24 protein-coding genes are annotated in these 23,773 nt (G+C 56.8%); 6 read left to right on the top strand and 18 right to left on the bottom strand.

Features of this window, described 5'->3' with window-relative positions; genetic code table 11:
• Positions 1–219: 219 nt before the first annotated feature.
• From AC6I6N_RS02205 to AC6I6N_RS02165, 9 genes are all read right to left on the bottom strand, one after another.
• The gene (locus tag AC6I6N_RS02205) at positions 220–1,761 is read right to left on the bottom strand and encodes a GTPase (RefSeq protein ID WP_125277838.1); all 1,542 of its coding nucleotides are present in this window, start codon (positions 1,759–1,761) and stop codon (positions 220–222) included.
• Positions 1,761–3,023 (bottom strand): GTPase, encoded by a 1,263-nt coding sequence (locus AC6I6N_RS02200; RefSeq protein WP_497942940.1) that lies wholly within the window; start codon positions 3,021–3,023, stop codon positions 1,761–1,763. The genes AC6I6N_RS02205 and AC6I6N_RS02200 overlap by 1 nt, the downstream gene beginning before the upstream one ends.
• 13 nt (positions 3,024–3,036) lie before the next feature.
• Positions 3,037–4,200 carry a benzoate/H(+) symporter BenE family transporter gene (locus AC6I6N_RS02195; RefSeq protein WP_125277840.1) on the bottom strand — a complete coding sequence of 388 codons (1,164 nt, stop codon included), beginning with the start codon at positions 4,198–4,200 and terminating at the stop codon, positions 3,037–3,039.
• A gap of 254 nt (positions 4,201–4,454) precedes the next feature.
• Complete coding sequence (gene catC, locus AC6I6N_RS02190; RefSeq protein ID WP_009454559.1) at positions 4,455–4,730, bottom strand: muconolactone Delta-isomerase; 276 nt, start codon at positions 4,728–4,730, stop codon at positions 4,455–4,457.
• 33 nt (positions 4,731–4,763) lie between these two features.
• Positions 4,764–5,567, bottom strand: coding sequence for a 3-oxoadipate enol-lactonase (pcaD, locus tag AC6I6N_RS02185; RefSeq protein WP_094196507.1), 804 nt, complete (start codon positions 5,565–5,567; stop codon positions 4,764–4,766).
• Positions 5,564–6,232 (bottom strand): 3-oxoacid CoA-transferase subunit B, encoded by a 669-nt coding sequence (locus AC6I6N_RS02180; RefSeq protein WP_199827888.1) that lies wholly within the window; start codon positions 6,230–6,232, stop codon positions 5,564–5,566. Before AC6I6N_RS02180 ends, pcaD begins: the two co-directional genes overlap by 4 nt.
• A 26-nt stretch (positions 6,233–6,258) precedes the next feature.
• Complete coding sequence (locus tag AC6I6N_RS02175) at positions 6,259–6,954, bottom strand: 3-oxoacid CoA-transferase subunit A (RefSeq protein WP_108727380.1); 696 nt, start codon at positions 6,952–6,954, stop codon at positions 6,259–6,261.
• Between the two features lie 125 nt (positions 6,955–7,079).
• On the bottom strand, positions 7,080–8,015 hold the full coding sequence (gene catA, locus AC6I6N_RS02170) for a catechol 1,2-dioxygenase (RefSeq protein WP_094196504.1): 936 nt from the start codon (positions 8,013–8,015) through the stop codon (positions 7,080–7,082).
• A gap of 68 nt (positions 8,016–8,083) precedes the next feature.
• The gene (locus AC6I6N_RS02165; RefSeq protein ID WP_497942929.1) at positions 8,084–9,259 is read right to left on the bottom strand and encodes a muconate/chloromuconate family cycloisomerase; all 1,176 of its coding nucleotides are present in this window, start codon (positions 9,257–9,259) and stop codon (positions 8,084–8,086) included.
• Positions 9,260–9,402: 143 nt separating this feature from the next.
• Between AC6I6N_RS02165 and AC6I6N_RS02160 the strand changes: the two genes are divergently transcribed.
• The 3 genes from AC6I6N_RS02160 to AC6I6N_RS02150 all read left to right on the top strand — a co-directional run bounded on the left by AC6I6N_RS02160 (position 9,403) and on the right by AC6I6N_RS02150 (position 11,765).
• Positions 9,403–10,275, top strand: coding sequence for a LysR family transcriptional regulator (locus AC6I6N_RS02160; protein ID WP_497942928.1), 873 nt, complete (start codon positions 9,403–9,405; stop codon positions 10,273–10,275).
• 110 nt (positions 10,276–10,385) lie between these two features.
• Positions 10,386–11,261 carry an alpha/beta hydrolase family protein gene (locus AC6I6N_RS02155; RefSeq protein ID WP_441382340.1) on the top strand — a complete coding sequence of 292 codons (876 nt, stop codon included), beginning with the start codon at positions 10,386–10,388 and terminating at the stop codon, positions 11,259–11,261.
• Between the two features lie 33 nt (positions 11,262–11,294).
• Complete coding sequence (locus AC6I6N_RS02150) at positions 11,295–11,765, top strand: MarR family winged helix-turn-helix transcriptional regulator (protein ID WP_376912848.1); 471 nt, start codon at positions 11,295–11,297, stop codon at positions 11,763–11,765.
• Between the two features lie 74 nt (positions 11,766–11,839).
• On the opposite strand, the gene leuA is transcribed toward AC6I6N_RS02150, so the two are convergent.
• The gene (leuA, locus tag AC6I6N_RS02145) at positions 11,840–13,510 is read right to left on the bottom strand and encodes a 2-isopropylmalate synthase (protein ID WP_376913142.1); all 1,671 of its coding nucleotides are present in this window, start codon (positions 13,508–13,510) and stop codon (positions 11,840–11,842) included.
• Between the two features lie 285 nt (positions 13,511–13,795).
• Here leuA and AC6I6N_RS02140 point away from each other — a divergent pair, with 285 nt between their 5' ends.
• Positions 13,796–14,632 (top strand): AraC family transcriptional regulator, encoded by an 837-nt coding sequence (locus AC6I6N_RS02140; RefSeq protein ID WP_125277843.1) that lies wholly within the window; start codon positions 13,796–13,798, stop codon positions 14,630–14,632.
• Positions 14,633–14,851: 219 nt separating this feature from the next.
• Here the strand turns inward: AC6I6N_RS02140 and AC6I6N_RS02135 are convergent, their stop codons facing one another.
• The 3 genes from AC6I6N_RS02135 to AC6I6N_RS02125 all read right to left on the bottom strand — a co-directional run bounded on the left by AC6I6N_RS02135 (position 14,852) and on the right by AC6I6N_RS02125 (position 15,803).
• Entirely contained in the window at positions 14,852–15,040 is a 189-nt protein-coding gene (locus AC6I6N_RS02135) for a hypothetical protein (protein WP_009454580.1), read from the bottom strand.
• A 154-nt stretch (positions 15,041–15,194) separates the two neighbouring features.
• Entirely contained in the window at positions 15,195–15,392 is a 198-nt protein-coding gene (locus tag AC6I6N_RS02130) for a YgaP family membrane protein (RefSeq protein ID WP_094196498.1), read from the bottom strand.
• A 99-nt stretch (positions 15,393–15,491) separates the two neighbouring features.
• Positions 15,492–15,803 (bottom strand): ArsR/SmtB family transcription factor, encoded by a 312-nt coding sequence (locus AC6I6N_RS02125; protein ID WP_094196497.1) that lies wholly within the window; start codon positions 15,801–15,803, stop codon positions 15,492–15,494.
• Positions 15,804–15,922: 119 nt separating this feature from the next.
• Here AC6I6N_RS02125 and AC6I6N_RS02120 point away from each other — a divergent pair, with 119 nt between their 5' ends.
• Positions 15,923–16,267: a carboxymuconolactone decarboxylase family protein gene (locus tag AC6I6N_RS02120; RefSeq protein ID WP_108727377.1), complete on the top strand. Its 345-nt coding sequence runs from the start codon at positions 15,923–15,925 to the stop codon at positions 16,265–16,267.
• A gap of 22 nt (positions 16,268–16,289) precedes the next feature.
• Positions 16,290–16,664 (top strand): DsrE family protein, encoded by a 375-nt coding sequence (locus tag AC6I6N_RS02115; protein ID WP_094196495.1) that lies wholly within the window; start codon positions 16,290–16,292, stop codon positions 16,662–16,664.
• Positions 16,665–16,872: 208 nt separating this feature from the next.
• On the opposite strand, the gene AC6I6N_RS02110 is transcribed toward AC6I6N_RS02115, so the two are convergent.
• From AC6I6N_RS02110 to AC6I6N_RS02090, 5 genes are read right to left on the bottom strand one after another with little or no spacing between them, the layout of a single operon-like run.
• Positions 16,873–17,913 carry a glucuronyl hydrolase gene (locus AC6I6N_RS02110; protein ID WP_121738779.1) on the bottom strand — a complete coding sequence of 347 codons (1,041 nt, stop codon included), beginning with the start codon at positions 17,911–17,913 and terminating at the stop codon, positions 16,873–16,875.
• Positions 17,914–17,917: 4 nt separating this feature from the next.
• Positions 17,918–19,108: an MFS transporter gene (locus AC6I6N_RS02105; RefSeq protein WP_497942923.1), complete on the bottom strand. Its 1,191-nt coding sequence runs from the start codon at positions 19,106–19,108 to the stop codon at positions 17,918–17,920.
• Positions 19,105–20,298: an acyl-CoA dehydrogenase family protein gene (locus AC6I6N_RS02100; RefSeq protein ID WP_406611933.1), complete on the bottom strand. Its 1,194-nt coding sequence runs from the start codon at positions 20,296–20,298 to the stop codon at positions 19,105–19,107. Before AC6I6N_RS02100 ends, AC6I6N_RS02105 begins: the two co-directional genes overlap by 4 nt.
• A complete protein-coding gene (locus tag AC6I6N_RS02095; RefSeq protein WP_497942921.1) occupies positions 20,295–21,956 on the bottom strand; it encodes an AMP-binding protein in 1,662 nt (553 codons plus the stop codon). The genes AC6I6N_RS02100 and AC6I6N_RS02095 overlap by 4 nt, the downstream gene beginning before the upstream one ends.
• Positions 21,953–23,767, bottom strand: coding sequence for a CoA transferase (locus tag AC6I6N_RS02090; RefSeq protein WP_249462218.1), 1,815 nt, complete (start codon positions 23,765–23,767; stop codon positions 21,953–21,955). The genes AC6I6N_RS02095 and AC6I6N_RS02090 overlap by 4 nt, the downstream gene beginning before the upstream one ends.
• Positions 23,768–23,773: the final 6 nt, after the last annotated feature.

Below are 23,773 nucleotides of genomic sequence, written 5' to 3'. Positions count from 1 at the left end.
CCAAGAGCCGTAAAACGGCTCTTGGCTAAGGCTTGGATGCTATACAAACCATCATAGCGACTTCACCTTCGATTTAAAACACAAATATCGAAATGCTAACAATTCTCATTAGCATTTCAACAAATAAGCCACAATCCATGAAATCAGCTTGAGGTTTAACCGCTATCCAGCCGGTTTTCTGTGTTTTGCATGGCAATGCAAAACCGATTTAATGCTACCTCACGCCGCGTGCAATTGACGCTTGATCGCCTCCAAAGCCTGGGCCTGATCAGCCACGGCATTTTCCAAGCCAATCAGCTCCTGCTTGAGCTGTTCCAGGCTTTGCTCAGCCTGCTCCACTACCTGTTCCGCCAGCTCCTGGGCACCAGTCATCACCCCATCACTCAAGCTCATGTACAGGCGGTTGTAGTCGATCAGCGGCGCTTGCCCTTCCCCCTGCTCCTGGAACACTTCATAGCCAATATGAGCAGGCAGATTCAGTGTCGGCACGTCCGGCTGGGTCAGTTGAAAGTTGACCAGAACCGTCTGGCTTAGATCTGCAAATGCCTTGCCTATGTTCTGGCCAAGTTCAGTACGCACAGCAGCCACATCCTGCTGGGCGGCATGCTTTTCCAGCACCTCGGGCAATTGGGGCACCACTCGCCGCCAGGTGCCTTCGGTCAGGGCCTGTACGGCTCCTTGCAAAACTACCGTTTGTTCTTCAATACGCTGACGCAATTGAGCAGCGCCCTGCTCCAGCGTTTGCATCAAAGGACTCAGAATCGCCTCTTCAATATGGTGCAATTGCAGCTCGGCAGGTTTGCGCTGCTTATAGGCCAGGGCAGGCGCTAGCAGGTTCTGCACGGCCAGATACAAGCGCTCGAAACCCGCCTGTTCCAAGCCCTGATCTTCGTCCTGCTGACTTCGCGCCATATGCACGGACAAGGACAAAGCCGGTTTGAGCAAATCACGGCTCAGCCCCCAATGGTTCAGAGCCTGCGCCGCCCGCGTCATCACGTCCTCTTCCTGCAACTGGCGGTTATCCGCTGTCTTATTACAAAGCACTTTGACGATTTCGTCGTCGACCTCATCTTCTTCGATTCGATCGCTACGAGTAATCACCGGCAGCAAAGGCTTGTTGCGGCGCAATTCCACCAGCAAATCGCCCAGTTCCTGAACCTGCCCCGGTGCGCTGGAACTACTGAGCCACAAGAGCGCATCCGTGCTTTCCAAAAACTGCTGTGTCAATGCGGCGTTATGAGCATTGGCCGAGTGCAAGCCGGGGGTATCCAGCAAAACCAGCTTCTCGCCCAGACATACCCCTTGCAAGGCAACGGTGGTTTCTGTTGCCCCTTCCTGAAAACCTTCAGGCATGGGCTGCATCTGCCCATCGGCCAGACGAAAAAAATCCACGCTATGACCCTGACGACGAAAACGATCCGCCAGGAAATTGCACAAGGAGCTTTTACCGGCATTAAAGGAGCCAAACACCAGCAGCATAATGCGATCACGGAAACGATCCGCTAATTCTTGAGCCGGTGCCAATGCCGACCAGGAAGCCGCCCAGGCGTCTCTTTGTGCCTGCAACTGCTGATTCAATTGTTGAGCACTTTGCGCCAACGCCCCCTGCTCGCCCAAGGCCGTGCCGGACAAGGCTTGCGCCACCGTCGTCTGGCCCAAATCCGCCAGCCACTGCTCCATCCTGGCAATAGCGGGCTGCCTATCCTGACTGGCAGGATTGAGCTGCGCAACCGCCTTGATAAACGTGCTTTCCACCGACATTAGGCATGCTCCAAGGTGGACAGACTTTCCAAAGCCTGACGCGTTTGCTCAAGCTGGTTTTCAGTCGCCTCGATCTGCTTTTCCAAGGCCACACGGCCATCCGAGACTTCAAAATAATGGGTGAAGTCCTGAACCAGCTTGTCGCGCCCGGCCTGCTCGCAGAAGATGCGGCGCAGATCCGCACGGTACTTCACCGACACGCCCATCACCGCAATCATGACGGTATCCATACTGCGCACCGAGGTACGTTGCGCCGCTGGCAAGCCTACGGCACCGTACTCCACCAGGTGACCATTGATCGCAATACACGCACGCGAATAGGCAATCTGCAAACGGGCACGCTCTTGCTTGCCTGCCGTCATCTTGAAACCAAACTCGAAGGTATCCGGCACCAGGGAATGATCCACACCGGGCGCATTGACTACCGGCTCCAAATCCTTGGCGATGCCTTCCAGAATCTTGTGCAGACCTTCAACAAAATCAATGTGCTGCTGCTTTTGCGTCTGCTGCAGGCTGTGCAGGCTTTGCGCTTGCACTTGCTGCAAGGCATTCAACTCTTGCGTCAGCTCGCTCAGCAAGGCTTCGCGCTCGAACTCGCGGGCTTGCGGCACACGCTTCAAGGCAGCGTCCAATGAAGCCTGCAAAGCGGGAATCCCGCTCTTTTCCAACATGCGCGGCTTGCCTCCTTCACGGCCCTGACGATAGCGGGTGCTGGACACCGGGTGCAATGCCAGACCAGCACACTGCTGCTGAATAGCACCCAACACCTTCTCTTGCTGCTCGTCATCGGCCAACTGGTCAATCTGGCTGATGACCATCAGGTTCTGACGCTGCGAGCGCTGATGATCCGCGGCCAGCTCTTGCAGCAAATTGCTTTCCAAAGCGTCCAGCTCGCCTTCTTTGGCAGCGTGGACGAACAGGCGAATATCCGCCTGCAAACCCATAGCTTCACGTGCCAGGGCATCATCCTGCAAGGCCACGTCTGCATACAGACCCGGCGCATCCAGCCAGCGCACGCCTTCATGCACGTGCTCGGCCAGCGCGACGGTTTCGCGACGATCCGCCACATTGAAAACATCACTGCCCATCAACTCATTGAGCAGACGGCTTTTGCCGTGATTGTATTTACCAACTACGGTCACCGTTGGCGGCACGTTCAATTGCAAGAGAACGCGCAAACGATCCAGATCCCAGCGGCGCTGTGGCAACACGGCCAGCACAGGCTCCAATATGTGATCAAGGGATAGTGCCAACTGATTCATGTCTCTTCCTTTTTTACTTATGTCTGGACCCAAGCAAGCGATACGCCACCAGGCCAAACACCACGCCCCAAAATGCAGCGCCCAGTCCAAACAGGCTCATACCGGATGCGGTAGTTAGAAATGTGATGACAGACGGCTCGATATAGCCGCTTTCGCTGACCATCACCCGCACATTGGCCACAATGGCCCCAATCAAGGCCAGGCCCGCCAAGGCTGCAATCAAGGAGGCGGGCAAAGCGGTGAACAAATACACAATCGAGCCGGCAAAAGTGCCGCCCAACAGATAAAACACGCCATTGGCCATACCGGCCACATAACGCTTGTCCGGATCGGGATGGGCATCCTTGCCCGTACACAAAGCGGCGGTAATGGAGGACAGCACAATGGTGATGCCACCAAAACAGGCCACCAGCATCGAGGCCAAGCCGGTGCCTGCCAACACAGGACGCGATGGCGTGGGGTAGCCCGCCAACTGCAAGACCGCCATGCCGGGCAAATACTGCCCCGTCAAACTGACCAGCACCAAGGGTAAAGTCAGGCTCAATAAGGTCGCGATATTGAATTCCGGACTAACCCAAACCGGGCGGGCCAGCTCCAGCTTGAACGCTTCCATATGTACTTGGCCGGTGAGCACGGCCATCACAAATCCGGACAAGGCCACCAGCACAATCGCGTAGCGCGGCAAGAAACGTTTACCCAACAAGTACACCGCCAACATGACCAGGACGGTGGCGGGCATGTCACTGCTGGACGTGAACGCCGCCATACCGAACTGAAGCAAAATGCCAGCCATCATGCCCGCAGCAATGCCTTTGGGGATGAAGGAAAGAATCTTTTCAAAACCGCCTGTCAGACCAATGACGACGATAATCAAGGCGGCGCTCAGATACGCCCCCACCACTTCAGGCATGGTGATGCCTGGAAACAGGGTCAGCAGCAAGGCCGTGCCCGGTGCGGACCAGGCCGTAATAATGGGCAGCTTCAGATACGCGCTCAGGAGCAAACCGCTCAAACCGGCGCCTATGGAAATCGCCCAGATCCAGGAGATCAGCTCTGCATCGGCAATTCGGCCTACTTGTGCAGCCTGAATAAAGATCAGCAAAGGCCCGGCATAGGCAATCAACACCGACAAAAATCCAGCCACCCAGACCGACGCCGATCCACTTTTCAATCCCATCGATTTGTCTCCCCAGTCTTGTTGTTTGAACTCTCAACTGTACTCGGTGCTCAGACTGCGCTGGGATCACAGCCTGAGTTTTTTTACCGCCGGGCCGCCCCAAGGGAAAAGCGGCCCCCTCAAGGATGAACCGGGACACACAGTAGTCCATTGCGGACTGCTGTGTGCCTGGCGAATCCGAGCGGCATGCAGGCCGCGAGGTGGAGCAGCAAGCCAAAGGCGCAGCGTGGGGGCCCTTTTTACTTCTGTAAAACTTAAATAGCCGACGGGTGCGTTGCCAAGGGAGTCACGGAAATCTGCATATAAGGGAACAAAGGCAAAGCGCTAAGCAAATTGTGCAGCTCTTCATTGCTCTCGACATCGAACACGCTGTAGTTGGCGTACTGCCCCACCACGCGCCAAATATGCGGCCACTTGCCCGAACGCTGCAGATCCTGCGAGTAAGCTTTTTCTTCAGCCTTGATACGGGCAGCCTCTTCGGCAGGCAGGGAGTCAGGGATATCAACAATCATGTGAACCAGATAAAGCATGGTGTTCCTTTCTAAAAACAAGCGCTCGGGCACTTAGGCCTGGGCTAAAAAATTCAGTATGGCGCGCTCGAAGGCTTCGGGCGCTTCCAGATTGGACAAGTGCGAGGCCGGTACGACGGCCACTTTGGAGCCAGGAATACTGGCTTGCATGGCCTGGGCATCGGCCACCGTCGTGACGGGATCCCACTCGCCGGCGACCAGTAAAGTCGGTGCCGCAATACGGCTGATCTGATCTCGCAGATCCGACTCGGCCAAGGCATCGCAGCAGGCGGCATAACCCAGTGGGTTCAGCTTGGCCAGACCATCCTGCATAGCTTTGACCAACTCCGGCGATTGCTGAATGAAGGCCTCCCCAAACCAACGCGAAGGGGCCGAGTCCGCCAGAGTACGCATCTGGGCGGCACCACTTTGACGCAACGCTTGGGCACGTTCCTGCCAGGCTTGAGCGGTACCAATTTTGGCCGCGCTATTGCACACGATCAGCGCATTCAAACGCTCCGGTGCATTCACCCCCAACCACAAGCCAGTGTGACCGCCCATGGACAAGCCGCAAAACGCAGCGCGTTCAATATCCAACGCGTCCAGAATCGCCAGCACATCACGCCCCAAATCCTTGAAGCGGTATGGGCCGGGAGTAACCGGGCTGCCGCCATGACCGCGAGTGTCATAACGAATCAGACGGTAGGACTGGGCGAAACCGGCCACCTGCGGGTCCCACATTTCTTGGGTGGTACCCAAGGAGTTGCTCAGAATCAGGGCCGGGGCCAGCGGATCACCTTGCACGCTGACGCGAAACATGCCTCGCTCGGTATTCAAGGCGCTAGGGCTGACCGTCATTGGCCCTCTCCTTGCATTGCCACGGCAATGGGCAAACCAATCATTTCTTCCAGTGCTTCATGGGTCAAACCGGGCACCAGATCAATCAGTTGCAAACCCTCTGGCGTGCAAGCCAAGGTCGCCAAATCGGTATACACACGTTTGACGCAAGCCAAGCCAGTCAAGGGGTAGCTGCATTGTTCAACCAGTTTGCTGACACCTTGCTTGGTCAGTACATCCATCATGACCCAGGTCTGTTTCGCGCCAATCGCCAAATCCATAGCGCCACCCACAGCCGGAATCGCGCCAGGCTCGCCCGTGCTCCAGTTGGCCAGATCCCCGGTTGCCGACACCTGAAAAGCGCCCAGCACACAAATATCCAGATGGCCGCCACGCATCATGCCAAAGCTGTCCGCATGATGGAAAAACGCACCACCGGGCAGCAGCGTGACCGCCTGCTTGCCCGCATTGATCAAATCGTAATCTTCCTGCCCGGCTGCCGGAGCCGGGCCCATGCCCAGAATACCGTTCTCGCTGTGCAGCACCACTTCCACACCAGCGGGCAAATGGTTGGCCACCAGGGTTGGCATGCCAATACCCAGATTCACGTAGGCGCCGTCATGGATGTCCTGGGCGACGCGCTGCGCCAATTCGTCTTTACTGCGGCGCTGATAAGTAAGCGTCATGCTGTCCCCCTTCATGCTCTGTTCGTTCATGCCTTGAACCCACCTGCCTCTGTGCGGCTGCGCGGCACCACCACGACGCGGCGCACATGAATGCCGGGCGTCACAATGGTTTCAGGGTCCAGCTCTCCCAGTTCTGCCAGCTCAAACACACTGGCAATGGTGGTGCGAGCCGCGGTCGCCATGACCGGACCAAAGTTGCGCGCCGCCATGCGGTAGGTCAAATTCCCCCAACGGTCCCCCCGCTCGGCCTTGATCAGGGCGACATCGCCATGAATGGGCTCTTCATAGACATGCCAGCGACCATTGATCAAACGTGTTTCCTTGCCCTTGGCCAGTTCTGTGCCATAGCCTGTGGGGCAGAAAAAGCCACCGATACCCGCACCGGCGGCGCGCAATCGTTCGGCCAGATTGCCTTGTGGCACCAACTCCAGCTCGATCTTGCCGCTGCGATACAAGTCATCAAATACCCAGGAATCAGCCTGACGGGGGAAGCTGCAAATAATCTTGCGTACCCGGCCTGTTTTAAGCAAAGCCGCCAGCCCCACATCGCCATTACCCGCGTTATTGTTGACGATGGTCAGGTCACGAGCGCCTTGCTCGATCAGGCCGTCGATCAACTCCGTGGGTATGCCAGCCGTTCCAAAACCACCGACCAGAATCGTGGCGCCGTCCTGCACATCCTGCAAAGCCTGTGCAACACTGCTTACCTGTTTATCGATCACTCCGTTCTCCGTATAAAGCACTGACGCTACGGATGGGCTTAGCCCTTACGTCAGGCACAGCAAAAACAAGTCAGCCCAGGGCCTGGTTTGACGAGGCAAACACAGGCGCTGGGCTACAGCAAGACTTAGGCAGCCAGACGTGGACGATTCACGATCTGGTTGTCCTTGCCATCGACCAAGGGGGTCAAGGAAATATCAAACACGATCTCTGCAAACGGACCATCCAGGTTTTCGGCAGCGATGCGGGCAGGATCCGTGTGCTCGGTCAGTGGTGGTACCAGACCGTCGCGAGTGGCGTAGGCGAAGTCGTCGTACACCAGCGGATCGCCGTCGATGTTGATCTGCGTGGTCAGCTTGCGGTGGCCAGGAGCGGTCACAAAGAAATGAATGTGCGCAGGACGGTTACCGTGACGGCCCAGCTCGTTCAGCAAGCCTTGGGTAGGACCATCCGGAGGACAGCCGTAGCCCTTGGGCACAATGCTCTGGAACTTGTAGCGACCATTTTCGTCGGTAATGATGGTGCGACGCATATTGAAGGGCTGTTGCTCGCCAGTGGGGTCAAAGTGCGAGTAAAAGCCTTTGGTGTTGGCGTGCCAAACTTCAACCTGGGCACCCGCGATAGGCTTGCCGTCCGCACCAGCCACGACGCCGTGCATGATCAGGGTTTCGCCGGCGGTATCGGAACCATCGTCCAGGCGAACAAAACCTTGGGCCACAGGCGCGCCCGATACGTACAAAGGACCTTCAATAGTGCGAGGGGTACCGTTGTCCAGACCCAGTTCCTTGTCCATGGCGTCCATGCGCATGTCCAGGAAACGATCAAAGCCCAGACCGGGAGACAGCAAACCGGCTTCGCTGGCCGTACCCAAACGGTTCAGGTAAGCCACGGCTGCCCAGTACTCGTCGTTGGTGATTTCCAAATCTTCAATGGTCTTGAACAGATCGCTGATGATGCGGTGCATGATCTGCTTGACGCGTGGATTGCCACCGGGCTGATCCAGGCCAGAGGCCAAACGCAGGAAGTCTTGTACATCGGGGGTATCAAAAATTTTTACGCTCATTCTGTGTCTCCTAATATCCTGAAAAAAGTGTTCCAAGCAAAGCCGTGACGACTGGCTTCTTATTGCGCCTAGGCAGCCGAGCCAACACTGATGTGTGTCTTGTCGCGACGGAAATACTGGACACGATCCTCGTCCAGTACGATACCCAAACCCGGCCCTTGAGGTATCTGTAATTCAAAATTGCTGTAATTCAGTGGCTCTGCAAGAATTTCCTCGGTCAAGAGCAAAGGCCCGAACAACTCAGTGCCCCACTGCAACTGGTTCACTGCGGCAAACACATGAGCTGCCGCAATCGTACCGATCGCGCCTTCCAGCATGGTGCCGCCATACACTTCAATACCAGCCGCTTCGGCAATTGCGGCGACTTGCAAGCCCGCACGCAAACCACCGGACTGTTCAATCTTGATGGCAAACACATCAGCGGCACAGTCACGGGCCAGCGCAAAAGCCGAGGCCGGGCCGGTCAGGGATTCATCGGCCATCAAGGCAATCGGGAAGCGACCTTTCAGATCGGCCAGCGCATCAGCTCGCCGTACTGGCTGCTCTACCAGGGAACAACCTGCATCAACCAAGCCCGCCAAACCATGCTGAGCCTGCAAGGGGCTCCAGGCCATGTTCACGTCCACACGCACGTCGGCACGGTCGCCCAACGCCTTCTTGATGGCCGCCACATGAGCCACATCGTCCTTTACCGGGCGGCGACCAATCTTGAGTTTAAAAATACGGTGACGAGCCTGCGCCAACATGCGCTCGGCTTCATCAATATCCTTGGCGGTATTACCGGAAGCCAGCGTCCATGCCACGGACAGGCTCTCGCGCATGCGGCCACCCAGCAGGTGCGAAACCGGCAGACCCGTGCGCTTGCCCAAGGCATCAAACAGGGCCGTTTCCACTGCACTTTTGGCAAATCGGTTTTCCTGAATCGCCGTATTCAAGCGGGCCATGATGGCAGGCACGGCATTGGCATTGGCGCCCAGCAACAAGGGAGTGAAATAGGTGTCGATGGCCAGCTTCATGCCTTCGGGCGACTCGGCGCCGTAGGCCAGACCACCAATGGTCGTGCCCTCGCCGACACCCACCGTACCGTCCGAGCAGTACAAGCGCACCAGCATCAAAGTCTGGCCTTGCATGGTCGTCATCGCCAATTGATGAGGACGGATCGTAGGCAGATCCAGCAGCAAAGTCTCCACCCGTTCGATCAGGGCCGGAGTTGCTAATAGTTGAGAAGATCGCGTATGTTCCATGGCTTGATTGAACACGAAGCAGGCCCGTTATTTCCAAGACTAAATAGGTCTAGTTCTATACCTTATGGGTATAGTTTCTGATATAAATATTAAAAATCAAGAAACTAAACCCCATCAATTCAGCCTAGGTATGGTTTTCCCTTATGGATCTACGTCAGCTCAAATATTTTGTGGCCGTTGCCGAAACCCGCAACTTCACCCGGGCGTCCGAGCGCCTGCATATGGCCCAGCCCCCACTGAGCCGACAAATCCAATTGCTGGAAGAAGAGCTGGGCGTCACACTGCTGCTACGCAATAACCGGCCCTTGCGGCTGACCGAAGCCGGACGGGTATTTTATGAACAGGCCTTGCAGATCCTGAGCCGGGTGGATCAGTTAGTGCATACGACCCGACAGATCGGGCTGCATCAACGGCAAACCCTGTCGATAGGCTTTGTGGCTTCTACCCTGTATGGTGGTTTGCCCGCCTTGATGCGCAAGCTACGCCACCAATATCCGGAAGTGGACTTGCAAACGGTGGAGCTGACCTCCATGCAGCAGTTGGAGGCTTTGAAGTCGGGACGGATTGATGTGGGCTTTGGGCGAATACGGTTAAATGATGCGTCGGTGCAAAGAACCGTATTACGGGAAGAGCAACTGGCCCTGGCCATTCCACCCAGCTCGGATCTGGCCGATTCGGACACGCCTTTGAGCCTGAAAAAAGTGCAAGGCCAAAAGCTGATTGTTTACCCGAAAGAGCCCCGACCCAGCTTTGCAGACCACGTTCTGCACCTGCTGCATGATCACAGCGTGCGCCCGGCGCAAGTCTATGAGGCCGGGGAAATTCAAGCCGCCTTGGGCCTGGTGGCGGCTGATTCCGGATTGTGCCTGATCCCGACCTCGGCACGCCTGCGCAACGATCTGCACTATCGCTTGATAGAAGAACCGCAGGCGACCTCACCAATTATTCTGACGCACAGGATTAATGATCAGGCCTGGTATATCGAGGCAATCAAGGGCTTGGTCGCAGAGATGTAAGGCCTGGCCGCCACCCCACTAACAATCCCCTTCCCCCTTTGAGGCAGGATTGACTCACTTCTGAAGCCACTCTAATATTGTTAACACATTAACTAAAATTAGAGACAGGCATGCAACAGGTGACGATTCAGCACGCTGGCAAAGACCCGATCAGTGCGACCTTATGGCCTGCTGCTAATGCCAAAGCAGCCATCATCATCCACCCCGCCACGGCCGTTCCGCAGGATTTCTATCGTCCTTTTGCAGAACATCTGAACAGCCTGGGCTTCATTGTTATGAGCTACGACTACCGGGGTATAGGCCGATCTCGTCAGAAGGACATACGCCAATACGATGTTTCTATGTCTGACTGGATGCTGGAGGATGCGGTCTACGTCACAGACTGGGTCGCCCATCGTTTTAATGGTCTACCTATTTTGGCTGTTGGTCATAGCGTTGGCGGCCATGCGATTGCTATCTCCCCCGCGACTCACTCCGTAAAAGCCGCTGTCCTGATTGCGTCACATGCGGGGATTACCGCTTTAATTGAAAAGCCTATGGAACGCTTTCGGGTGGGGCTGATCATGCGGGTGCTCACTGCCGTACTGTGCGGCCTTTACGGCTATATGCCGACTCGGCGTTTGGGCTTTGGTGAGGACCTCCCGCGTGGCGTCATGCAGCAATGGAGCCACTGGACGCAAAAGCCTCATTATTTTTATGACGACCCGCAGCTGGATGCCAAACAACGCGCCAGTCAGGTTGATATTCCTTTACTGGTTCTGGGGTTTGATGATGACCCTTGGGCCAATCCGCGGGCTATTTCCCGGCTGCTGGAACCACTAAGCAAGGCCCCTATAGAAAGGCTGCAACTGGAGCATAAAAAGCTGGGTTTGGTACATATTGGTCACATGGGCTTCTTTCGTAAACGCAATGCCGAGGCACTTTGGCCTATAGTGATCGACTGGCTGATCGCACAAAGCGAATCCGGCCCAGCATCGAACTCGTAACGTCTAACCGATACCTATCCAGCCGTCGCCGAAATGAGCCAGAAATCACAGCCACGTTTTGTCTTTTTGTTGAACCACGCCCACAAAGCATTGCAGCGCTGGATTCAAAAGCAGCCGTCGGCCTGGACAGATATCAGCGCGGCCCAAGTTGGCATGCTGTTTTTGATTCGCTCTCAAGGCTCGGTCACGGTGGGAGAAGCAGCCAGCGCCTTGCAAGTCGCACCGGCTGCGATTACAGGATTGTCCAAACGCATGCAAGCAGCAGGCCTGATTCAACGCCTGACTGACGACGTGGATACGCGCAAGATTTGCTTGACGCTGACTCCTGCCGGAGAAGAAGCCAGCATCAAGGCCAAATCGACCTTGCAGGACTTGAATCGGCAATTGTCCGATGGCTTTACTGAAGATGAGCTGAAGGTGGTGGCACGCTGGTTGGGTCAAGTAGTGAATCTAGACCAGCCTGCTGACAAAGATATCGCTCAGAAGGACGAGCAGCCTGCCTGATCGGATTGCAGTCCGCAACGACGCAGCTTGAACCCAAGGCATTGTTGCGGGCCACAAAAGCAGAATGATCGCGCTTAAACCTCCACCTGCTCGAAGCGCGCGGCCGCATTCATCACCGCCACCACACTGGCCGTAATGATATTCGCATGTTTGCCTACGCCAAATTTCACGCCTGGCACACCGGGCATAACCGCCTCCACAATGGCCATCGCGCACGCATCCGCACCAGAACCCAAACTGCGTTCCTCGTAACTGTCGATACGCAAAGGCAGATTCAAGGCCGCCACCGTCGCCGCAATCGGGCCATTGCCTGTTCCGGTATAGGTTTCAGTCTCGCCATTGGCACTCACGCATTGCAGCTCTATGCCCTGCTGCCCTTGCGCCTCATCGAACAGACGGTGCGCACGGTAGCTGGTGTGCCCTTGACGCTGATTGGCTTGCAGGTAGGTGGTTTCAAACAGTTCCCAGATCTGCTGACTGTTCAACTCCGTTTCGCTGGAGTCCGCTATCTGCTGAACGATGGCACTGAACTCCACCTGCATACGGCGCGGCATCACAATGCCGTAGTCGCGTTGCAGCAGAAAAGCGATGCCACCTTTGCCGGACTGGCTGTTGACACGCACGATGCTGTCGTAGGTGCGGCCCAAATCCTTAGGGTCGACTGGCAAATAAGGCACACGCCACGGTGCATCCTCTTTCTGCACCGCAAAGCCCTTGGCAATCGCGTCCTGATGAGAACCGGAAAAAGCGGTAAAGACCAGATCACCCACATAGGGATGACGCGGGTGGATAGGCAAGGAGGTCGCCTCTTCCGCAATACGGGCCACCGCCGAAATATCGGAGAAGTCCAGGTTTGGAGAGATGCCCTGGGTATACAGATTCAGAGCCAAAGTCACCACATCCAGATTGCCGCTACGCTCGCCATTACCAAACAGGCAACCCTCGACACGCTGTGCACCGGCCAGCATGGCTTGTTCAGCGCAAGCAACGCCTGTGCCACGGTCGTTATGCGGATGCACCGACAAGACGATATGTTCACGTCTATCCAGATGGCGATCCATCCATTCAATCTGATCGGCAAAAACGTTCGCGGTCGTCACTTCCACCGTGGTGGGCAGATTGATGATCATGGGTCGCGTTGGCCCCGCGGCCCAGGCATCAATGGCCGCGTTGCAGACAGCCAGCGACACGTCCAGTTCTGCCATGCAAAAGGTTTCAGGCGAATACTGCAACACCCACTCCGTTTCCGGGTGCTGGGCGGTCAGGCGCTTGAACAGCTCCACATGGCGCCGCACCATGTCGATGATGTGCGGCACCTCCATCTTGAAGACGATTTCCCGGAAAGCGGGGGCAATTGCATTGTAGAAATGCACAATCACACGACGCGCCCCCGCCACGCTGCGTACCGTGGTTTGAATCAGATCTTCACGCAATTGGGTAATGACCATAGGCGTGACGTCGTTCGGGATCATGCCCTCATCAATCAGTTGCCGGACGATATCAAAATCCGTTTGCGAGGCAGACGGAAAACCCACCTCGATTTCCTTGAAACCAATGCGGACCAGCTCCTGAAACAGGCGCAATTTGCGGTCGCGATTCATAGGCTCGAACAGGGCCTGGTTGCCATCACGCAAATCGGTAGACAACCACACAGGCGCCTTGTTCAGGGTACGTTGGGGCCACTGGCGATCAGGCAAGTTGACGACAGGAAAGGGACGGTATTTGTGGGAAGGATCAGTCAGCATGAGAACCTCGAATATAGGGAATGACATACCTGGCTTCCCTACTCCAAGGAGCTGGCTACAGTCGGGGTCTGGGGAAACCAGGATAGGACCATTCGCACACACAGGCGTACGGACCCCGACCGGATGTCAGGGCGAGTAGGCCTAGCGATAGCAAGTGCAAATGAGTCACGGCAGGTCCAATCCCAAAGTGCTTGATGAAGACGATAAAAGCACTTTAGACTGCAAGGCACTTGGCCTTCTATCAAAAAATAGTCATTTGTTTTATTTTTTTGGACATTTCTGAATATGGGCTACGCATCCCCTGAACGCGGTGGGCGAGCGCTGGACTTGTCTCACTCCGATACCTCGCCCTTGCTGGTCAGCGGGGTGATCGAGCATTACCCTGCCGGGCATGAAGTCCCCCGCCATAGCCACCACTGCGGGCATCTTTTGTATGCCACTGAAGGGGTGCTGCTGGTGCAGGCCGATACCGGCCAGTGGCTGGTGCCCCCTACTACGGCCGTCTGGTTGCGGCCCGGTGTGCCGCATCAGCTCAACGCCACCACCGCAGTGAATGTGCATGGCTTGTTTATTGATGAAATTCTGGCCGCGCAGTTACCGGACCATGATTGCGTGCTCCATGTCACACCACTGGTGCGTGAATTGATTGCTGCGCTGGTACAGGTGATTCCGCAAGCAGCCCCACCTTTACGAGACGCTCTGCTGGGCCAGCTATTGCTCGAAGAGCTGCGTGTGCTCCATCCCCTGCCTTTTCATTTACCCTGGCCGAAAGATGATTTAATGCGGCGGATTTGCGCAGATCTGGTGCGCTCGCCAGCTCTGCAGCAAACAATGATTGAGGTGGCACAGCAATACGCCTTGACGCCGAAAACCTTGCATCGGCGTTTTCTGAAAAGCACGGGGATGAATCTGGGGAAATGGCGGCAACAGATGCGGCTGATGGCCTCGATCCAGTTGCTGCTGCAAGGCAAGTCCATCACGCAGGCGGCGCTGGAAAGTGGCTATGAAAGTTTGAGCGCTTATTCAGTAGCCTTTAAAAAGACCTTTGCCTATCCACCTTCGGAGTTTTTGGCGACCTTGAGCCAATACCCAGATACAGGACAGGATGTTGGCATGGTCTGAAGCCGATCTCTACGACAAGAATATCTGGCAGACTGAAGTAGCCACTCAGTCTGCCGGCCTGCTTCCTGGCTGATTCAATGCTCTATGTCGATATTCATCCGACCACCCCCAGGCTCTACAAGACCCATCGCCCTCTTGAGCACGTCAAGAAATTGGCCGCTGAGCAGAAATAAAAATACGGTGTGGTCAGGCTAGAACCACGATAGCAACCAAGTATCATCAGCTCTTGCAGACTTCCTGCCGCAATTGCTCTGCCGAGAGCTTGATCATCTTACCGTTCTCCACCAACACCACCGAGGTATTGGTTTGCATGGCCACAAAACGTGCCGACTGTGCGGCACGCTCCAAGGCGGCCAGGGACGCCCGCAAGTCCGGGTTCTTTGCTTTGGAAATATCTTCTTTATTCATCTTTCGCTCCCCACTCCAACAGGACTGGCGCACTGCCTGCGTTATCGTACAAACTCCAAAGCAGTTTTTCAGGCAATAAAAAAGCTCCTTGAGCAGGATAAACCTTCCCAAGGAGCAGGCGGGGATGCCCCGCTATCAGGCAATAGGGACTGATTTACTGACGCTTTTTCAGCGGGCAGGTGCTCAGACCCAGCATGGGGTACAAGGGGCAAAAACCAACCAGGCCCGTGATCAGGGGAATCAGGCCCAGCCAACCCCACCAGCCGATGACATTCGTGACTGCCAGCGCAATCAACACCACACCGACAAGGATACGGATAATACGATCTACACTACCGACGTTGCTTTTCATGACTCATCCTCTCAACAAAAAAGTAAGGAAAAAACGGAGCGGGTGAAGGTACCTACACGCAGGATACTGATGCTGCCCAGCCCCCTAACACCCGCCAGTTCAGGGACAAAAAATATCCTTCAAGGTGCCAATCAACTTGGCGACGTTCGGGTCCTCAATCCGGTAATACAGGGTTTGCGCCTCGCGCCGGTAGCTGACCAAACCTTCCTGGCGCATGCGTGCCAGATGCTGCGACAAGGCCGAAGGGCTAAGCGTCACCATCTCGTTCAAGGCTCCCACACTCATCTCGCCTTGCTGAATCAACAGACACAAAATGACCAGACGCTTGGGATTACCTACCGCCTGCAACAAGGCGGCCGCCTGATCAGCACTTTCTTGCAAAAGCTCGATGTCGGATTTGCGTTGCATCATGGTTTATCCAACTTTTTTACGCATTAATTTAGATAAATCTTAATTTAGCATATACTGAATTAATGCAGTCAATAATTTCAGCATTTCTTTGCTTTTGTTAAGTACAAAGGACCTTACGCATGAGTGAAACCAGCTACAAACAATTAACCCACGGTATTTCCAGCAATCTGGCGCAACTGCGCCAGACACAACCCGATGTCATGAAGGGCTTTGGGGAAATAGGCAAGGCAGCCATGAGCGGTGGCGCTATTGATGCCAAAACCAAGGAGCTGATAGCCTTGGCAATTGGCGTGGCCACGCGCTGCGAAGGGTGCATTGGCTTTCACAGCAAGGCACTGGCGCACATGAATGCCAGCCTGGAGGAAGTCCATGACGCCTTGGGCGTTGCCATTTATATGGGCGGTGGCCCGTCCGTGATGTACGCCGCCAATGCGGTTGCCGCTTTTAATGAATTCAAGTCTTGAACCGGAAACAAGGAGAACTGTGATGCCTAAACCCGCTGCTTTCGTATCCACGCTGTTTCATGCCCAGGGCAATCCCGACAAAGTGACCGTGGCTCTGACCATGGCGGTCAATGCCGTTCAGAAAGGACATAGCGCCTGCCTGATTCTGATGGCTGAAGGGGTCGCCCTGGGTGTACCCGGCGCCGCTGACCCGATCCGTATTGGCGAGCCTTTTGAACCGGCAGCAGATCTATTGAAGAAGTATCTGGAGCAAGGTGGACGCATCGCTGTGTGCAAGTCCTGCATGGTGCATAACGGTCTAAGCGCCGAGCAGATGGACCCACGCTTTGAAATTATTACCGCACCGGATGTGATCGACCTGCTGATGGGTGCAACAGGGTCCTTACAGATTTCCTGATTCGCTGCATCGCCCAATGCCATGCAGGCCAACACCCTTTCTGTGTGTTGGCCTGCTTTTTTCTGCACGACGAGATATTGCTATTGCGTACGGCAATCGTGCTTGGCATCCTCGTTTTATGGACCGGCCTTACGCCAGGAAACGTACACCATCGATCGCGCGGCCCCCTCGATCACGCAAAGGGGCAAGTAACCGAGCTATCAGTCCATCAAGCCAAATGCGCCAACAAAGCCTCCAGCAAAAAGAAGCTGGCGCAAGCCGACTCCACTAACTCCGACTGCCCCGGCGCAACCTTATAAAGATGCCCCACAAAACGACCTGTCTCACTTAACTCAGGGGTCAGCAAGGCATCCAGATACAGGCGCGATTGCTCGTGCAGCCATGGTTGCTCCGGCAAAATCTGCCACAGCTCATACATAGCCAAAGAAGCAATCGCCCAGGCCGAGCGGTCCACCGGACTCAGTGGGGACTTCTGCCTCAAAAAGCCATGTGCATATTTCCCCCAACGCTCGTGCCAATAGCGACAAGCCTTCAAAGCCGCGTGAGCATAGGACGCTCTGTCGTACAGTCGCGTGGCGCTTGCCATGCCCAACATGGCCCAGGCTTGCCCTCGTTGCCAGGTTTGAGCGCCCTGCTCGGCCAGCACATCGTTCCCGCGTAGCAAGACGGTATCGCGCCAGGCTCCACTACGCTTTTGCAAGTAACGCAGACAAGCATCCACATGCCATTGCCCAAATTGACGCGCCACCGGCCCACCCTGTGCATTCAACACCAACAGCGTCGGCGCCAACGCATCCACATTCAACATGTGATTACCTGATTCTCCGCCCCCCATCCCAGAACCCAGGGGCCAGAAGCCACTGGAGGCATCGAAACTGTTCAGCAAGGCTTGGGCCGCCAGATCTACATTCGCTTCCGCCTGCCTACTCCCATGCCAGATACTGCCTAAGCCAGCGCCATACCAGAACACAAAGCTGCGATTGATACTGGGCTCTTGCAGCCAGACTTGCAGCTTCTGGCTCCAGCGCAGCGCCTGGCGCTTGTCCTGCTCCCGACCGCTGATCAGGGCACGTCGCCACCATAATCCAGCCCAGAAGCCCCCCAACCAGGATCCACGCCGCGACAAGGTCCATTGCTCGGACGAGGACTGTCTGAACAAGGGAAACTGCTCCCCACATTGCTCGGCAACCTGATCCATATTGGCAAAGATAGCCTGTATGCTGACTGATCCCAAGACATCGACAGACATTGCATCACTCTCCTTTCGCGATGCGACGCACCTGGTACAGAATCAGGCACAACAAGCTGGCGCACACCAAAATACCCATCAAAAACGGCCAGGCGGCGGCAAAACCTTCAGGCGAGCGCAGCAGCACGCCAAACAAGGGCGGGCCAAAGGCGAAGCCACCAAAAAACCCGACGGACAAAAGCCCTGCCGTGCGGGCGGGAGCACCAAAGCGGGCATCACGCAACAACATACTCATGGCAATGGCATTGGTCGCAACCAGGGTCAAGCCAATCACCAAAACCCCTACCCCCAAGGGCCACAGCCTATCCGCGGCGGCCATCATCATCAGCAACAAGGCCACAACCGGGATCACAAACAGGATGCCAAGCAGCAAGGTTTCATCGCCGAAGCGGGCGGCGATAGGCGTCAAAAGAACGCGGGACACAATCCCCATCACCCCAAAGCCACTGACCAGCATCCCGATCCAGTACGGCGACACACCCAACTGCTGGGCAAAAACGCCCAGAAAAGTGATGAAGGACGACAGCACCAGACCCGCGCACAACTGAATAGCCATCAACAGCCAAAGCTGTGGGCTGGGCCAAGGCAAACGCCAAGACATGCTGGCGGCGACGGTATTGGCTCTGGCAGGCAAAAGCTGCAAGGCAAAATAGGACAGGCACAACATGGCAGGCACCCACACCACAAACGCCCCCCGCCACCCCAGCTTGTAGGCCAGGGTGGGCAAGACCAAACCGGCCAGCAAGGCCGAAGCCTGCACGCCGGATTGCTTGATACCGACCAGCCCGGCCTTGCGCTCTGCCGGAACCAACTGGGCAATGGCCTGATTGGTCACCGGGTTCGCCAAGGACTGCGCCAGGCCGCACAAAAGCAAGGCTGTCAGCACGCCCCAGAAACCCGGCAATACCGCGATCAAACTAAAGGACATGGCCACCAGCAGGAACAGCAAAAACAAACCTTGCCGATTACCCATGCGCTGCACCAAGGCCCCCGCCCACGGCGAGAGCAAGGCAGCCAGACCAAAGGTGCTGGTGGTCAACCAGCCCAATTGTTCGCGCGAGATGTCCAGATCCTGAATGATTTGTGGACCCAGGACGCCGATAGCGTAAAACACCATCATGGGCATGCCCATCGCCAGCGTCATCAAACTGGCCAGCACCCAGGGTGAACGACCTGCCCGTGTCGATAACATCATGCGACTGCCTTGTTCATCTCTACTGTCTCTTGAATGGCGGAGTGCGCTTGCAGCAAGTGCTTGCCAACCGTGCTGATCAAGGCATCGTCCGCCCCATCCAGAATGTGCGTGGTACGCGCTGCCCGGTAGATGCCGGACAAGGGACTCCAATCGGCCAACCCTTCGGCCCCCATGATCTGGATGGCGGAGTCTGCCGCCTCGCTGACCGCATCCGACGCCGCCAGCTTGGCCACATTCACCTCCACCGAATTGGGTAAACCCGCATCGAACTTGACAGCCGCTTCGCGCAGCAAGCAACGGGCCGAGGTAATGGCGCGGTACACCTGATAGACCCGCGCCCGAACCAGTTGCTTGTCCGCCAGACGAGCCAGTTCTCCGCGCTCCGAATGAATGCGCTCGCACATGATGTCAAAGCTACGTTGCGCCAGGCCCAACCATTGCACGGATCGCAAAATGCGGCCCAAGGCAAGACGCTTTTGCATCAGGGCCATGCCCTGGCCGGCACTGCCCAAAACATAGTCCTCTGGCACGGTCACATTGTTGAACAGCAACTCGTTTTGCCCCTGGTAACGACCCAGCAAAGGCAAGGGGCGTACGACTTTAAAGCCCGCCGCGTCTGTGGGCACGATCACCATGGACAAGGACTCATTCACTGGGCCATCCGCGCTGCGCGCCACCACGGTCGCAAAGCTGGCCAGTTGCGCCCGGCAAATAAACCACTTGCGGCCATTCACATGCCATTGCCCGTCTTTCAGGCGAGCCTGACATTGCATGGTGGCCGGAATGGAACCAATGCTGTCCGGCTCGGACATGGCGTAACTGGACACCGCATCGCCCTTGAGCAAAGGGGTCAGAAAACGCTGTTTGACGCTGGCCGAGCCATGATGGCTCAACATATACGCGTCCAGCGTAGCGTCCGCCCCGAAAATGCCAGGGCCGTATTCGGAGCGCCCTTCCTGTTCGGCGACGGGCAAGTACTCGACCAAACTGGCGATCCGACCGCCACGATGCATGGGGTAAAAAATGCCGAACAAGCCCGCCTGTTGAGCGCGACGTGTCAGGTCCAGGGTCAGCTCGCGGGCCAGATTGTCCCCTTGGGCCAGAATGCCCTCGTTAGGAATGATCTCGGTATCCACAAACTGCCGCAGCTTGCGGCTCAAGGCCGCACTGGAAATAGCAAAGTGGCTCATGCGGCGATCCCTGCTGCAGTCTTGGCCCCGGAACCTAAAGCGGCAGCGTCAGCAGCCAAGGCGCGCTTGTCAATCTTGCCCGCCGGCGTCAGCGGCAAGCTGCGGTAAAAACGCAGATACTCGGGCAGCTTGTTCACTTCCAGACCCTGTTCACGCAAGAAGTCGGTGATCTCTTTCAAGGAGAAACGCGGCACGCCTTCCCGCAGCGTCACGCACAAGCAAATACGCTGGCCCAGGTCCGCATCGGGGACCGGCACGCACGCCACGGTAACCACATCCGGGTGAGCCATGACCAGCCCTTCAATTTGCACCGGACTGATATTGGCGCCACCACGAATGATGATGTCTTTCTTGCGACCGGCCAACACCAACTGCCCTTGCGTATTGATATAGCCCAGATCACCCGTTTTCACCCAACCCTGCTCGTCCCGATACTGCGCATCCAACTCCGGGGCATTCACATATTGCATGGGGCTCAAGGGACCGCGTGCAGTGATTTCGCCTACTTCACCGTGCGGCACTTCGGCACCCTCGTCATCAATCAGACGGATCTCGCACACTTGCGGATTGGGGGCCCCCACACTGCTCAAGACCACGTCGATGGGATCGTCCAGCGTGTTGTGGCAGTTCACCCCATCAGCCGAGCCGTACAGGCTGATAAAGCCGCACTCAAACGCTTCCACGCAACGGCGCACGGTCACTTCGTCAATGACGGAGCCGCCCACAATCAAGCCGCGCAAACTAGCTTTATCGGCTTTTTCCAGCTCGGGCGCTGCCGCAATACGCTGGAACATGGTGGGCACGCCCAGAATGAAGCTAGGCTTGAAGGCATTGATGGCGGCAATCGCACTAGGTACATCAAACTTGGGCAAGACCACCAAAGAACCACCTAACCAGCACAGCACGCCAAAGGTGGCCGTAGAGCCAAACGACGAGCCCAGCGGCACCAGATACATGCCCCGGAACTCCACATCATTGGGGGAAATGCGTTGCAGGAATCGGCCGCGCCCGCCCACCAGGGCATTGTGCGAATACGCCACCAGCTTGGGCTCGGATTCGGTACCGGAGGACACCAGCAAACGTACAGGCGAATTGGGGGACACCTCGGGTAATTCGGACAAGGCCAAAGGCTCGCCCTCGAACAGGGAATCCAAGGTCATCCAGCCCGGACGCGATGGGCCTTGCACGATCAGAACACGCAAGGACAGCAACGTCGGCCGCAAGGACTCGATCACGTCGCACAAATCAATGCCTGCATATTCATGCGGCACAATCACCGCCCGTGCATCGCAACGACGCACCAGCGATTGAATATCCAGCTTGCCCCGTCCGGGTGGGAAAGGCGCCACAATCGCCCCCAACGCGGCGGCGGCCAGGTCAATGGCGCAGCACACCCAATGGTTGCTAAGCTGATAGGCCACCACATCGCCCGCCATAATGCCCGCACGACGCAGATTAGCTGCCAGACGCAAGGCCGCGTCCATCAAGGCGCTATAGCTGATATTGCCTTGTGGCGAGAGCACCGCCAGCTTGTCCGGATGGGCCTGGGCTTTTTCCGCGAACAGCGTAAAGACCGGCTTGTTCGGGTAGGTACCGTCCTCTATCCAGCGTTGGCGCAATGACGCGGGGACCAGATCGATGATGCCAGCGTGATTCATACAAACCTCCAGGGAGAATTAACAGACGAATAGCCCTTGTCATGGAAATGGGACGCCAGGCGTGGATCAGCACGCAGTTGCGCCAGATTGCCTGGGACGTGGCGAGCCGGTATGCCCAGCACATCCAGTTGCGCCTCCAGGCTCAGGGCAGACTGGGACAGAAGACGATCCGGCAAGACCGTCCAAACGGCATCGGGCGACACATTCAGCCACCCGGCCAGCGCGTGCAAATGCGTTTGATCCTGGCAGTCGATGACCATAAAGCCATCGCCCGTCTGGAACACCGCCGACACGCCGGTTTTACTAATAGGAGAGGCGGCCTGGGCCAGATGATCGGCCGTGGCCAGCAAGGAACTGTCTACCCGCAAGCCCGACCCGCTCAGGCCCCGGCGCAGCAAGGCGGCACTGATACCCAGCGCGGCCATCACGCCGCCCAGCACATCCAGCACCGTAAACAAAGACCCACCCCGTGCATCCGAGGTTTGAGAAATGGTGTGAGCAATGCCCGACCAGGCTTGCACCGTGAAGTCCGTGCCCGGTGCGTCCACTTGCTCCTGCCCCCAACCGCCCGCATAGGCGTAGACCAGATCCGGGCGCACCGCATGCAAGTCCTGAGCATCCAGTTGCAGTTCGGCCGCCTTGCCCGGCGCCCAGTTATGCAGGAACACATCGGACTGACTCACCAGCTCGTAAATGGCCTGGCGGCCTTGAGCCGACTTGATGTCCACTTCCTGCACCGTCTTGAGTTGATTGAGCGCATCAAAACGCACCGAACAACCATCCACGCAAGGCGGCATAGCACGCAAGGGATCGCCACCGGGCGGTTCCAGACGGATCACTTCCGCCCCCAGGAGCGCCAGCAAATGACCGGCAATCGGCCCTTGAATCCGGCGGCAAGACTCCACTACCCGCAAACCTCGCAAGGGCAAATCGGCATTAGACGGCAAGGTGCGCAAGAAGGAGTCAGACGCGGCATGAATCTGATGCTGCCACAGACCGGCCAAGGCCGCATAATCACTATCGCTCTGGCGTTGAGGCGGTGTACGCACCGGCAAAATGGCCATTCCTGTTTGCACGGCCAATTCCTGCAAGCGGGCAAAGTTCAACGCTCGCAAACGGCGTAAACACGTCTCTGGCATAGGGCACACCGCCTTGGCATAACGCAGCAAAAAGGCTTTCCAGGCCTGACCAGCCAAATCAGCCGGTACGCCCACCGCTTCCCAAAAGGCGCGCCAGGGTCGGGGGTCCAGCGTTTCCAACTCGAAGATCACACCGTCTTGCGAGACAAAGGGCGGCCGCAAGCCGGGATCGTAGCTGCCTGCCAATAACTGCTCGGGATCCTGGGCCGCCGTTGCCCCGGCCAGATACTGACCGATACTGAGCAAGCCACAAGCCAAGGGCGAGACCGACACCGTGGAGAAACGTCCGCCACGCAACTGGCCCAAGGCGGCTGCCAAGGTCGCCTGCAAGCTCATGGCTGAACTGAGTACAGCCAGATAATCCAGGCCCAAGGTACCCGACGGACCACTGGAGCGTCCATGCACGGACAAGATACCGCTGGCAGCCTGCATGCTCAGCTCGCTGATCGCGGCTTGCGTCATGCCGCCTGCCTCGGTTTCCAGACGCGTGCTAATCGTTCCAAAATCAGGCGAATGCAGGCTGAATGCTGCTTCGTCTTGCTGGCCTGCGGTTTGCTCGGACAAACCCAGCAATCGGGCCTGACGGCTCAAGGCAGCGGGCAAGCCCTGCCAGTACGGGGGCGGTGAGCCCATCTGCCAACGTAATCCGCAGCCATGTAGTAATTCAGACATAGTTCC

It is taken from the genome of Alcaligenes sp. LTN-3, assembly GCF_059735605.1.
Note: the sequence above shows the minus strand (reverse complement) of the source record. Positions and strands in the feature narration are given on the sequence as shown.